The organism is Kitasatospora sp. NPDC041917 (assembly GCF_055589745.1).
Window position 1 is genome coordinate 1 of record NZ_JBVJBI010000080.1, and the last position, 12,814, is coordinate 12,814.

At 71.3% G+C, this 12,814-nt stretch carries 6 protein-coding genes and 2 pseudogenes; 4 read left to right on the forward strand and 4 right to left on the reverse strand.

Annotated features, from left to right (window positions below):
- Nucleotides 1–195 precede the first annotated feature (195 nt).
- Nucleotides 196–2,625, forward strand: coding sequence for a DUF8189 domain-containing protein (locus ACZ6EM_RS39860; RefSeq protein WP_401046193.1), 2,430 nt, complete (start codon nt 196–198; stop codon nt 2,623–2,625).
- 518 nt (nt 2,626–3,143) lie between these two features.
- Here ACZ6EM_RS39860 and ACZ6EM_RS39865 read toward each other — a convergent pair.
- Both ACZ6EM_RS39865 and ACZ6EM_RS39870 read right to left on the reverse strand, forming a co-directional pair.
- A pseudogene (locus ACZ6EM_RS39865) lies at nt 3,144–3,629 on the reverse strand (IclR family transcriptional regulator domain-containing protein); the annotation flags it as partial.
- A gap of 146 nt (nt 3,630–3,775) precedes the next feature.
- Nucleotides 3,776–4,804 (reverse strand): Lrp/AsnC ligand binding domain-containing protein, encoded by a 1,029-nt coding sequence (locus ACZ6EM_RS39870; protein WP_465774619.1) that lies wholly within the window; start codon nt 4,802–4,804, stop codon nt 3,776–3,778.
- 116 nt (nt 4,805–4,920) lie between these two features.
- Between ACZ6EM_RS39870 and ACZ6EM_RS39875 the strand changes: the two genes are divergently transcribed.
- Together ACZ6EM_RS39875 and ACZ6EM_RS39880 are read left to right on the forward strand one after the other, a co-directional pair.
- Nucleotides 4,921–6,483: an AbgT family transporter gene (locus ACZ6EM_RS39875; protein ID WP_465774620.1), complete on the forward strand. Its 1,563-nt coding sequence runs from the start codon at nt 4,921–4,923 to the stop codon at nt 6,481–6,483.
- 50 nt (nt 6,484–6,533) lie between these two features.
- Nucleotides 6,534–7,706 (forward strand): M20 family metallopeptidase, encoded by a 1,173-nt coding sequence (locus ACZ6EM_RS39880; RefSeq protein WP_401046185.1) that lies wholly within the window; start codon nt 6,534–6,536, stop codon nt 7,704–7,706.
- 701 nt (nt 7,707–8,407) lie between these two features.
- On the opposite strand, the gene ACZ6EM_RS39885 is transcribed toward ACZ6EM_RS39880, so the two are convergent.
- On the reverse strand, nt 8,408–9,166 hold the full coding sequence (locus tag ACZ6EM_RS39885) for a DeoR/GlpR family DNA-binding transcription regulator (RefSeq protein ID WP_401046183.1): 759 nt from the start codon (nt 9,164–9,166) through the stop codon (nt 8,408–8,410).
- A 260-nt stretch (nt 9,167–9,426) separates the two neighbouring features.
- Complete coding sequence (locus tag ACZ6EM_RS39890) at nt 9,427–12,246, reverse strand: TIM-barrel domain-containing protein (RefSeq protein WP_465774621.1); 2,820 nt, start codon at nt 12,244–12,246, stop codon at nt 9,427–9,429.
- 355 nt (nt 12,247–12,601) lie between these two features.
- Between ACZ6EM_RS39890 and ACZ6EM_RS39895 the strand changes: the two are divergent.
- Nucleotides 12,602–12,814, forward strand: a pseudogene (locus ACZ6EM_RS39895) (N-acetylglucosamine-6-phosphate deacetylase); the annotation flags it as partial.

Here is a 12,814-nt window from a genome sequence, read left to right on the forward strand (position 1 = left end):
GCCTTCTGGCAGAACGTCGCCCAGGGCTCCCTGCTGGTCGCCGCCGTCGTCATCCAGCAGCGCCGCAACCGCGAGCGGGCGGTCGGACTGCCCGCGTAGCCCCCGAACCGGCCCGCCCTTCGTCCGAAGGGCGGGCCCACAGCACCATCGCCCACCTCCCCCACCCCGCGCGATCTCCCCACCTTGGAGCTCTCGATGTCCCTCGCTTCCGCACCGTCGGGCCGTCCGGACCCGACGGCGGTCGGTTCCGCGCAGCCGTCCGCGCCGCCCGCCCGCCCGCGCCGGCGGCGCCTCGCCACGGCGCTGAGTGCCACGATGATCGTCACCGGAACACTGACGGTGACGGCCGTCAGCACCCCGACCCCTGCCGAGGCGGTGGTCCCGCCCGGCGCGAACGGCACAACGGCGCCGCCGATGGGCTGGAACTCCTGGTACTTCTACAACAACGACTACTCCGCACAGGACATCGCCGACCAGGCGGCCGGACTCGCGACGCCCAACGCGAACCTCGGGCTCAACGGCTCCGGCCTGCACAAGAGCCTCGCCGACCTCGGCTACCGTGGCGTCAGCCTCGACGGCGGCTGGTGGACCCAGAGCGGCACCGGGCGCGACGCCAACGGCGTCATGGTCCCCAGGCCCGGCTTCCTGACCGGCGCCCGGACCAAGGCGGTCACGCTGTCCAACGGCACCACCGTCCCCACGCGCGCGTTGAACACCATGAAGGACCTCACCGACTACGTGCACGCCCTCGGCCTGCAGGCGGGCATGTACACCGACACCGGTGCCGCCGGCTGCGGTGGCCAGCACGGCAGCGGCGGCAACGAGGCCAAGGACGTGACCACGTTCGCGGACTGGGACTTCGACTGGGTGAAGGTCGACCACTGCGGCGGCATCCCGTCCGGCTACAGCACGGTCATGGCGGACTACAAGGCCTGGGGCGGCCTGACGGCCAACGCGAAGACCTCCACCGGGGTGGCGCACCCCCTGGCGCTGGAGATCTGCGAGTGGGGCTCGGGCGCTCCGGACGGCCCGTGGATGTGGGGTGGTTCGGCGGCCCGCACCTGGCGCAACGGGCGCGACATCACCGGCAACGCCGGCTACGGGACGACGTCCAACGGCGGCTCGACGTGGATCAACTGGGCTCAGGTCTCCGAGAGTTTCAACCTGAACGACCACCCCAGCAGCGAAGCCGCTGGCCAGTACAACGACCCGGACTACCTGCTGATCGGGCCCGGCTTCGGCAACAACCCGAGCACCGGGCAGCAGCAGACCCACGGCACGTCCGGCCCCCTCTGGGGTCTCACCCCGGACGAGCAGCAGTCCTACTTCGGGATGTGGGCCATCCAGGGCGCGCCGCTCGTGCTGGCCACCGACACCCCCAACCTGACCGCGGCGACCGCGGCCATCGTCGGCAACGAGTCCGTGATCGCCGTCGACCAGGACAGCGCCGTCCACCAGGGGCAGAAGGTCCTGGACAACGGCAGCGTCCAGGTCTGGTCCAAGCAGCTTGCGGCCTCCGGCACCCGGGCCGTCCTGCTGGTGAACCGCAGCAGCACCTCTCAGCACTACTCGTTCACCACGCAGAACCTCGGCCTGAACGGCACCGCCTCGGTGCAGAACCTCTACACCGGCGCGAGCCTGGGCACCGTCAGCTCGACCGGCTCGCAGAACTTCACCCTGGCCCCCCACCAGTCCGTGATGCTCAAGCTCACCGGCGCCACCGAACAGAAGCCGGAGACGGTCCTCGTTCCGACCGCGTCGGGCGTGAGCCAGAAGACCTGGAACGGCAGCACCTGGTCGGCCTGGCAGACCCTGGCGCTGGGCACCGCCGGCTCCACCGGCCCCGGATCGATCAAGGGCGAGCCCGCCGTCGTCTCCAGCCCGGGCGGCACCGACGTGTTCGTCCGGGGCGCGGACAACGCGCTGTGGCAGAACACCTACAAGAACGGCGCCTGGGGCAGCTGGACCAGCCTCGGCGGCACCCTCACCGCCAGCCCCACCGCGGCGAGCCTCGGACGTGACCGCATCGACGTGTTCATCCGCGACGCCGACGGCAAGGTGTACCAGAAGACCTTCCAGCAGACGCCCGGCGCGAACGACCTTCCGGCCTACTACTACGGCGTCAACTGGACCAGCAGTTGGGCGTACCTGGACGCACCCGACTCGACCACCATCGTCGGCGCCCCCACGGCGGTGGCCTCGCTCAACCGGATCGACGTCTTCGCCCGCGGCACCGACAACGCGCTGTGGCAGAAGAGCTACGTCAACGGTGAGTGGACGGGCTGGACCAGCCACGGCGGCACGCTCTCCTCGTCGCCGACAGCGGTCAGCGGCGGCCCCGGCCAGATCGAGGTGTTCGCCGCTCTGGCGCCCAACAACAGTGTCGGCCAGCTCAGCTGGACCGCCGCAGGCGGCTGGTCGCCCTCCTGGTACGACCTCGGCCGCGCCGTCGTCGGTGCCCCGACCGCGACACAGGTGGGCACCCGGGTCAACCTCTACGCCCGCGCCACCGACAACACCCTGTGGCAGTGGTACCGGATCGGCACCGGACCGTCCGGAACCTGGCAGCAACTGGACAGCACCCTGGCGCTGACCGGTAGCCCCGCAGCGGCCGGCCACCTCTAGGCAGGACCGTCACCTCCTGGCACGGTCGGCTCGGTGGCCCGTCGCGCTCCTCGGAGCTCGACGGGCCACCGGCTCAGCGCTCGAACGGAGGCGGCCTGTGGCCGGGGACCCTGGCTCAGGGCTTGCAGAGAAGTAACCTGTAGCTTCCGGGGTTCTGGCTCGTTGGTGTGCCATGAGGACATCGCGAGGGCAACAGACTTTGCTTCAGGCCAAGTTCGAGGCGATCATGCCGCATCTGGATGAGCGCCAGCGGCGCCTGTCGATGGGGGCGGAGGCCCGGTCGATCGGGCATGGGGCCGACCGGAGCCGATCGACAGCGAACGACGACGACACGAGCGGCGGTTGACACCGATCGCGCGTCGTCGTGCACCACCGCTGCCCGCCGCCCCGGAGACCGCGGCACATCCAGAGCAGCTCCCCCCAGACCGGCCTGGCCCTCGACAGCACGGGGATCGCCACCGGCGCGACCGCGACGGCCAAGGCGCCCAGCAGCGCGAACTCCCAGTCCTGGCACCTCTCGCCTGAGCGACCCGCCCTCCATCCCGCCGGGCCGGTACGGAGACTCTCGTACCCGCCCGGTGGCTCATAAGGCCTGTCCGACAATTGATCTTCTCGCGTTCGCCGATGGACCGGGCCCAGCCGCGGCGCCGCACGCCGCTGAGCGCGGTGCCGGTGAAGCGGGCGCCCTGCAGGCCACGGTGGAGGCGCTCGGCCTCCTCCCACGCGAGCAGGATCTGCGCGGCAGCGCCGGCTTTCATGGGCAGGGTCGTGCCGACGGGGACAGCGCCGCGAAGGCCGGAGAGCCGCTCGGCGGCGGCCGCGCAGATGCGATTCTCGCCCTGGCGGCGGGAGAGCTGAGCGCTCCCACCGGTGACATCACGCAGGTGGGTCAGGGCCGGGCCGGCGGCGGCGACCAGTCCGGCCAGGCCGGCGGGGCCGGCCTCCAAGGCGCCGAGGATCGAGGTGGCCTTGTCGAGCACGCCGACGCCGCTCGTGCTTTTCATGATGGGTACTACAGTCTCAAGCCCCGCGAGCGACAGGCGGGTTGCGCTCGCGGAGGCTCCGGGCGGGAGGGGACGACGGTCAGCGGGAATCAGGCCGACGGAAGGAAATACGGGAATCCCCGGACGACCCGCCCCCGAAGGCCCGTTCAGAGCAGCGTGGGCGCGTGGAAGGTGCCGAGGGCGCCGGAGGCGAGGTCCCGGTCCAGCCAGTAGCGGCGCGGTTCGGCGAGCGTCACGTAGACGCTGACCGCCAGGATGCCCGGGATCTCGGCGAGCTCCTCGTCGATGAAGGCCGCCAGGGCGGAGCGGTCGGTGACCAGGCCGGTGCACAGGACGGACAGGTCGCTGGCGACGTGTACGGCGAGGCGGGTCTGGGGCAGCTGGTCGAGGCGCCGCATGACCTCGGGGGTCCCGCCGGGGGCGACCCGCAGGCGGAGCATGAACGGGGTCCGGAAGCCGAGCCATTCCGACACGATCTCCAGGCGCGGTTTGACCCAGCGCTCGTCCAGGACCCGGCGCACCACCCGGTGTGCGGTGGAGGTGGGCAGGGCGGCGGCGCGGGCGATGCTCGCGGCGGAGGCCCGGCCGTCCTGGATCAGTTGCGTGACGACGCTGCGCTCGGCATCACTGAGGGGCTTGGCGGGCGGGTTGGCCGTCGCCGTGCCCTCCGGGCCGGCCCCGGCGAGTTCCAGCAGGCCGGCGCGCTCGGCGTCGGTGAGGAACTGCGGGTCCCAGGTGGCGCCCCGGCGCAGGGTGCTGAGCGCGGGCAGGGCGTTGACGCGGCGGACACCGGGGATCGAGAAAAGCCGGTCGATCGCCTCGCTGGTGGCCGCCTCGGACGGGGCGTGAATCACGGCGTAGAGGGGGTAGTCGCCGGAGATCTGCGCCAGCCGCTGGACGTGGGGGAGGTCACGGAGCCGCTCCAGGACCGCCAGCGGGGTTTCGCCGGTGGTGTCCAGGAAGACGTGGACCGGCATCGCCGTGGAGTGCAGGCCCCAGTCGGCCTGGCCGACCACGCGCACCATGCGGGCCTTGTGCAGCCGGTCGTAGCGGCGTTTGAGGGTGCCGGCGTCGGCGGACAGGATCGCGCCGATGTCGTCCCAGGTGGCCCGGGGGGCTACGTGCAGCGCCCCGATCAGGCGCCGGTCGAGCTCGTCGAGGAGAGGCCCAGTCATGTTTCCGTACCTTAGACTGCCAGTTGATCCCATCGTGACAGAGAAGATCTAGCAAATCTCTCACTTGGATGCCATTGTTTGCGAAAACGTCCCTCAGCAGTGCCGAAAGGGTAGCCATGAGTGCCACCACGACCGAGTCGCGGGAGACCGAGCCCGGCTCGCCATCCATGCGCGCCATGAACCGCGCGATGGCGGCGATCGAGAAGGCCGGCAACCGGCTGCCCGACCCGTTCTGGCTGTTCTGGGGCCTCACGGCGGTCGTCGCCGTACTCAGCGCCGTCCTGGCCGCCGAGCACGTCGGCGCCGTGCTCCCGGGGACGCACAAGACCATCGAGGTGCAGAGCCTGCTCAGCGCGGACGGGTTCAACCTCGTCGTCGGACACGCCGTCGAGAACTTCGCGAACTTCCCGCCGCTGTCGACGGTCCTCATCGTGATGTTCGGCATCGTCGTCGCCGAGAAGAGCGGACTGTTCGAGACACTTCTACGGCGCCTGGTCGCGCGGGCGTCGGGCCGCTACCTGACCTTCGCGCTGGCGCTGACCGCGATGGTCAGCCACGTCGCCGGCGACGCCGCGTACGTGACCCTGATCCCGCTCGGCGCGGCGCTGTACCGGGCCGCCGGCCGCAGTCCGGTCCTCGGCTGCGTCGTCGCCTACGTGTCGGTCTCCGCGGGCTTCAACGCCTCCCCGGTCCTCACCACGACCGATGTGCTGCTGTCGTCGATGTCCACGGCCGCCACCCACGTCATCGACCCGCACGCGGTGGTGACCCCGGTGTCGAACTACTGGTTCGGGCTCGCGTCGTCCGTCCTCATGGCGTTCGTGATCACGGTCGTCGTCGAGACGGTCCTCGTGCGGCGCTCGGACCTGGAGCCCGACGAGCCGGTGGCCGCCGCGCCGATCGCCGAGAAGGCGGAGGCACAGCAGATCGAGGCGACCGCGCGGCAGCGCAGCGCGCTGCGCGGGGCCGGACTGGTCGCGCTGGGCCTCGCCGCGCTCCTGGTCGCGGCGATGATCCCGACCCACTCGCCGCTGCGCGGCGACCACGGCGGCATCCTCGACTCGCCGGTGTTCAGCGGCATGGCGATGGTCCTCGGGGTGTTCTTCGCCGTGATCGGCTGGATCTACGGCCGACTCGCCGGCACCTTCCGCGGCACCCCCGACGTGATGGCCGCGATGGCCGACGGCACCAAGTCGATGGCACCGACCATCGTCCTGTTCTTCGCGATGTCCCAGTTCCTCGCCTACTTCAAGTGGACGAAGCTGGGCGACATCCTCGCCGTCAAGGGCGCCGAGACCCTGCGCGACCTGCATCTCAGCGGCTGGCTCGTGCTGCTCGGTGTGGCCGTGCTGATCGCGGTGATGAACCTGCTGGTCACCAGCGGCTCCGCACTGTGGGCGCTGGTCGCCCCGGTCCTGGTGCCGATGCTGATGCTCGTCGGCGTCCACCCGGAGGCCACCCAGGCCATGTACCGGGTCGCCGACTCGGTCACCAAGTGCATCACGCCGATGAGCCCGTTCTTCATGATGGCCGTCGCCTACCTGCGGCAGTACCGCAAGGACGCCGGCATCGGCACCCTCGCCTCCTTCACCCTCCCGGTGGCCGCCGTCGCCTGGGTCGCCTGGGTCGCCTTCTTCCTCGCCTGGTACCTGCTCGGCATCCCCTTCGGCATCGGCTGAGCCGCCCGTCCACCGTTTCGACCCGATCCGTCCGCACGAGAAAGTCGATCATGAACCCCGCCACAGTTGCCCTCACCGACCGCGCCCACGAGGTCTCCTCGGAGATCGTCACCGACATCATGACCCTCGTCGGCCAGGAAACCAGCAGCTACGACCTGGCCGGCCTGGCGGCCGGTCGGGACCTCCTGCACGATCTGGCCGTCCACCGGCTCGGGCTGCCCGGCGAGGAGCACCGCCACCGCGGTGGCGAGCGCGGAGACACCCTCACCCTGACCTACCCCGGCACCGGCCCCGGGCACGTCGCACTGGTCGGCCACTACGACACCGTGTGGCCCACCGGCACCCTCGCCGGCTGGGCGCCGTCCGACTCGGACGGCCGGGAGAGGCTCAGCGGGCCGGGCATCTTCGACATGAAGACCGGCCTGGCCCAGGGCATCTGGGCCCTCAAGCTCGCCCGGGAGTACGGCGTCCCGGTGCCCACGGTCACCTTCGTCTTCAACGGCGACGAGGAGGTCGGCTCCCGGTCCTCGCGCCCGGTGATCGAGGAGGTCGCGCACCACGCCGACGTGACGCTGGTGCTGGAGCCGAGCGCGCACGGCGCGGTCAAGACCGCCCGCAAGGGCAACGGGACCTTCCGCGTCACCGCCAGCGGCGTCGAGGCGCACGCCGGGCTCGCGCCCGAGGACGGGGCCAGCGCCATCACCGCGCTGTCCGAGTTCGTGGTCGCCGCCGCCGCCGTCGCCGCCCCCGACAGGGGCACGACGATCAACCCCGGGCTCATCACGGGCGGCTCCGCCGCCAACGTCGTCGCCGGGCAGGCCACGGCGAGCGTCGACATCCGGGTCAGCAGCGAGGCCGAACGGGAGCGCGTGGACACGGAGCTGGAGGCCATCAAGGTCAGCGACCCGCGCGTCCGGATCGACATCGACCACGCCTGGAACCGGCCCCCGATGACCCTCAACGCCGCCTCCGCCCCGCTCCTCGGCCTCGCCCGCGAAGTCGCCCGCGAACAGGGCCGCGACGGACTGCCCGCCGCCGCCGTCGGCGGCGCCAGCGACGCCAACTTCGTCGCCGCCCTCGGCCTGCCGGTACTGTGCGGCATGGGTGCGGTCGGCGACGGCGCCCATGCCCAGGGCGAGTTCATCTACCCCGACACGGTCCCCGCGCAGACAGCCCTGATCGCGGGCCTGCTGGGACGACTGGCCGAACCCCTGCACCGCTGAACAGCGGCCCTGCGGTCCGCCGGCTGTCCACCGACGCCCTGTCCGGCGCGGTGGGCAGCCCTGTGGACTGCGTTGTCCGGCTCCACGAACCGCCGTCACGAGGTTCCGTAACCCCCGCTTGGCCGGCGTGATCGACCAGGTCGCGGCCACCGGCACATCAACGACCTCCGCCCCTTCGCCGACACAGCCCTCGACGCCTTCGGTCCTCAGCGACTCATTCCGACCTGCGAAAACGCTGGTCGGGACGACAGGATTTGAACCTGCGACCCCTTGACCCCAGCGCCCATGGGGGCTCATGGGCGCTCATGGGCGCTCACCAGGCGCGGTCCCAAACCGGTCCCCTAATGGTCCCCAGGCCCCGACACTGCCTGCGTCACCGCGAGTAACGGTAATCTGTCGACCCTTCAGCAGGGTCCTTCCGGCCGGCCGTCGCGGCCCGTCGTGCATCGCCCCTGGCCAGACGGGGTGGTTCGGGCGGATCAGGGTCGACTACCCCACTGGATGCGGACGGTATGTCGTCTTGAGCGTGTCCTCGCCGGCTGGTTCTGACGTGCCTCGCGCACCGCCCCGCACGCTCTGCCGCCACGCCCGGCCAACGGCAATCCTCGGGCCAGGGTCACCGCGTTCAAGAAGCAGAAGCACATGAGCCAGCGTGCCCGGGCGCAGTGGCCCCGGTCCGGTGGGGCTCCGTGAGATCCGGGTCAGGCCCGGTGCACCTTCACGCCACAGTCCGCGACGGCCTTCTCCTGGGCGTCCGTGAGGCCGTCGTCGGTCACCAGCTCGTGCACGTCCGAGAGCGGGCAGATCGAGGCGAAGGTGACCCGGCCGATCTTGGTGCTGTCGGCGAGGACGATCGACCGGGTGCTGCAACGCAGGAAAGCGCGGTCGGTCTGCGCCTCCATCTCGTCGTGGGTGGTGCAGCCCTCCTGGGCGGTCAGGCCGTCGACACCGATGAAGGCGATGTCGACGTGGTACTGGGAGAGCATCCGGTCGGCCGCGGGCCCGACCAGTTCGTAGCTGGCCGAGCGGGCGATGCCGCCGATCACCACCAGCCGGACCTCGGGGCGCACGATCAGCTCCGCCGCGATGTTCACGGCGTTGGTCACCACGGTCATTCCACCGCGTTCTGCCAGGATGCGGGCGAGTTCGGTGGTGGTGGTGCCGCCGGTGAGGCCCACCACGGCGGCCTCCGGGACGAGTTCGGCCGCGAGGCGGGCGATCCTGCGCTTCTCCTCCTGCTGCTTTCCGCTGCGGTGCCGGAGCGGGAGTTCGAGGTTGACCGCCCCGGTCACCGCCCCGCCGCGGGTGCGGTGCAGCAGTCCCTGGTCGTGCAGCTCCTGGAGGTCTCGGCGTACGGTCGCGCCCGAGACTCCGAGCAGTTCGGCCAGTGCGTGCACATCGACACTCCCGGCCGTGGCGACATGGGACAGGATCCGGGCGGCGCGATCAGCTTTGAGCATGAACGGAGTGTAGCTCCGGCCTGAACCTGCCGCCCGGACTCCGCGGTTTCCGGCATCGCCGCTCGTCAGCCGAGGTGACGGCGGAACGCGCGAAACCGCTCGGCATGCCATGCACTGATCAATTGTGCGCACGGGCGGAGCCGCGAGAGGGAGGCCGCAGCCGAAAAGCGTGCGGGCCCGAAGGGGCCGCCGGACCGCCGGACGGCAGCCGTGCGCGGGCGCACCGTGGATCCGGTGCGCCCGCGCACGGAGTGGGGCGCCTACGGCGCCGGTACTCCGGTCGCGCCGAGTTCCGCGGCACTGGTCCACGGGCCGCGGTCGCCGGCTTCGCTCAGGGCGCGGAGCCTCAGGTACCGGCCGGACACGGCGGGGAAGGACGTCGTCTTCGGTGACGCGGTGTCCGCCCAGGTGCCGGTGGCCGCCGGGGTGCCCCAGGACGTGGGCGAGTCGGACACGTAGACCTCGTACTGTCCGATGCGACCGTTGGCGCCGCCGTCCTGGCGGGGCAGGTAGCGGAAGGAGTCGACGGCGTAGCGGGCGCCGAGGTCGATCCGGATCTCGTGCGGCAGCGGGGCCGGGGTGCCGGAGGACCAGGCGGTGTGCCAGATGGTGCCGGTGTCGCCGTCGATGGCGTTGGCGGCGGCACTGTTCTCGGCGGAGGTCTCCTGGCTGTCCGCGGAGATCAGCTTCCAGGTGGTCCTGTCCAGGACGGGCGAGCCGCCGGCGTCGGTGGCGGGAGTGGGCAGGGTGGCGCCGGCCAGGGTGACGGTGAACGCCCCGGACCGGTTGCCGGCCTTGACCCACAGGACGCCGCCCCGGTCGGCGGGGTCGAAGTACCAGCCGGTCTCCGCGGCGTCGTACGCCGCCTTGGAGGAGACCTGGGCCAGCGACGTGGAGCCGAGGGACACGGTGGTGGGCGCGCCGGCGAGGTGGACGTTGAGCTCGTAGCCGCGGCTGTCCGGCTTGCCGGCGTAGGAGCCCACGCTCGCACCGACGTTCACGGTGACGGTACCGGTGCCGGAGTTCGGCGCGTCCACGGTGACCTGCTGCCTCGCCGAGGCACCGCTCTGGTAGGCGCGCGTCGCGCCGTCGTCCTCGTACAGGCCGAACTGCGACTTCCCGGCCGGGTACAGGTCGTAGGTGAGCGTGGAGACCGGCTTCTCGCCGGAGTAGTTCATCTGCGGCCACATCGGGACGATGCCGCCGCCCTTGACGAACACCGGCGTCTCGTCGAGCGGCGCGGCGTAGCCGTTGAGCGTGGTCGGGCCCTGGTAGACCTTGCCGGTCCAGTAGTCGGTCCACGTCCCGGCGGGCAGGTAGATGCCGTCCCGGGTGGTACCGCTGGAGGTCATCGGCGCGACCAGGAAGGAGTCGCCGGCCATGAACTCGCCGGAGGTCGCGTTGCCCTGCGCCACCGGGTCGTTCGGGTATTCGAGCACCAGGGCGCGGGTCGAGGGCACACCGGTGGTGCTGGCGGCCTGGCTCATGGTGTACATGTACGGCATCAGCCGCATCTTGGTCTGCAGGGCCTTGCGGTTGGCGGACAGGTACGGCTCGGAGAACCGCCAGGGCTGCTTGTCCTGGTAGCCCGCCTGCGGGTTGGTGGCGCCCCAGCCGGACATCGTCATGAACGCCGGGGTGAAGGCCTTCCACTGGAGGTCGCGGGTGTAGGTCTCCGGGCTGCCGCCGAAGATGCCGTCCACGTCGCCGGAGGCGTAGTTGAGGCCGGACAGGCCGGCGCCGACGACCGCGGGGACGGTCCAGTCCATGGTGGGCCAGTCGCCGTTGGTGTCGCCGGTCCAGACGACGGCGTTGCGCTGGGTGCCGGCCCAGCCGTCGACGGTCCACACGAAGCGGCGGGCGTCCGAGTTCTTCTCGATCCCGGCCACGGCCTGGTTGACCCCGTCGAAGGCGTACTTGTAGCCGCCGCCGATCCAGGCCACGTCGGTCTTGACGCCGCGCGAACCGTCCGCGCCGACCTCGGTGGCGATGTCGCTCAGGCCGGTCGAGGTCCACAGGCCGGTGTGGAAGCCGAGCCCCTGGAGGTCGCCGACGGTCTGCTTGAGGTCGGTGTAGCCGCAGCCGTAGCCGTCGTTGGGCAGGATCCAGCCGGAGGGCATGTCCGCGTTCCGGGCGTCCCGCGCGTAACCGACCACGTCGGGCGTGGTCTGGTGGCGGGCCCGGGTGTGGTCGCCGTTGTAGGCGGGGTTGGAGGCGTTGAAGCAGTCGGCGTTGCCCAGTTCGAGTCCCCACATCGGGGCCAGGAACGGCTTGCCGGTCACGTCGGTGTAGGCGCCCAGCACGCCCTTGAGCGAGTCGGCGACGAAGTAGTACGCGTCGAAGCGGTTCTCGTTCTCGGTCGTGGCGACCGGGTCGGTGAACGCGTACGAGCCGGGTGCCCAGGTGTTGCGCAGCACGCCGTAGCCGTTGGAGGACATGTAGAACGGCGCCGGGCTGGCGTTGGTGTTCCGCTTCCAGGTGTTGTCGACCGAGATCGGCACCGTCATGTCCCGCAGTGCCCACGGGCCCAGTCGCAGGCCCGTGCCGTAGAACTGCTCGGTCGCGCCGCGGGCGAGGTGCTGGGTGGTCTGGGAACCGGTCCAGGAGGTCGGCGAGGACTCCTGCCACAGGAGCGTGCCGTCGGGCCGGTAGGCGGCGAAGGCCAGCGACTTCTTGGCGGCCCGCAGGGTGACCGAGCCGGTGGCGATCTCGTAGGAGGCACCGCGGTCGGCGGTGTGGACGGTGGGGGTGCCGAACGAGGTGTTCAGGGCGATGTCGGCGCCCGCCGGGTCGGTGAACCTGCCGTCGGGCGCGAGCTGGATCCGGAAGATGTCTGCGCGGACGAACACCACCCGCACCGCCGCGCCGGAGGATGTGGCGATGGTCGCGGTCGCACCGGTATGGCTGAAGCGGGTGATCCGGCCGGCGGTGCTCGATGCGGCCGTCGCACCGGGAGCCACGCCGACCAGGACCGTGGACAGGACGGCCACCACCACGGCGGCGGGCAGGGGGCGATGGCGGAGGACGCGGCTGACCGCGCGGGTCAGCCGACTTCTGACGGTGCCGCTCGATGGAGGCATGGGGGTCCCTCTCGGGTCGGGGGTCAGGGGCAGGGCAGAGCGAGACCTGCACACGGATTGCACCGGCTATGCTCGCTCATGTCAATGAGTCGCGCATTTCAATCAGAAATGAGCACCCTGCTGCCGCGCGGGGTCACATCGGCGACGAACCCGCCCTCGGGCCGGAGCGGGCGGGCCACCTCCGCCACCCTGGCGGTCCGTCCCACGCCGAGGTGGCAACGGGTGTCGGCGGGCCGGACCATCGGTCGGCACGCGGCGTTCCACCGGGGCGTCTGACGTCGCCTCGACCATCACGTTTACAACTGACTACACTTTGGACCATTCAAGCAATTTCAAGCAGTTATGGAGAGACAACGTGAGCGTGGCGGACCGCATCGCTCTGGCCGGCGCCCGGCTGGTCCTGCCCGGCGGCGTCGTCGACGGCGACCGCCTCGCCGTCGAGGGCGAGCGCATCGCCGGCCTCGGCGGCGACCCCGAACCCGGCGACCTCGACCTGACCGGGTACACCGTCGTCCCCGGCTTCGTCGACCTGCACGTCCACGGCGGCGGCGGCGCCTCCTACGCCTCC

Coding starts and splice junctions, on each gene's coding strand:
- ACZ6EM_RS39890 (WP_465774621.1), bottom strand. CDS start 12,246: ATGCCTCCATCGAGCGGCACCGTCAGAAGTCGGCTGACCCGCGCGGTC.
- ACZ6EM_RS39870 (WP_465774619.1), bottom strand. CDS start 4,804: ATGACTGGGCCTCTCCTCGACGAGCTCGACCGGCGCCTGATCGGGGCG.
- ACZ6EM_RS39860 (WP_401046193.1), top strand. CDS start 196: ATGTCCCTCGCTTCCGCACCGTCGGGCCGTCCGGACCCGACGGCGGTC.
- ACZ6EM_RS39880 (WP_401046185.1), top strand. CDS start 6,534: ATGAACCCCGCCACAGTTGCCCTCACCGACCGCGCCCACGAGGTCTCC.
- ACZ6EM_RS39885 (WP_401046183.1), bottom strand. CDS start 9,166: ATGCTCAAAGCTGATCGCGCCGCCCGGATCCTGTCCCATGTCGCCACG.
- ACZ6EM_RS39875 (WP_465774620.1), top strand. CDS start 4,921: ATGAGTGCCACCACGACCGAGTCGCGGGAGACCGAGCCCGGCTCGCCA.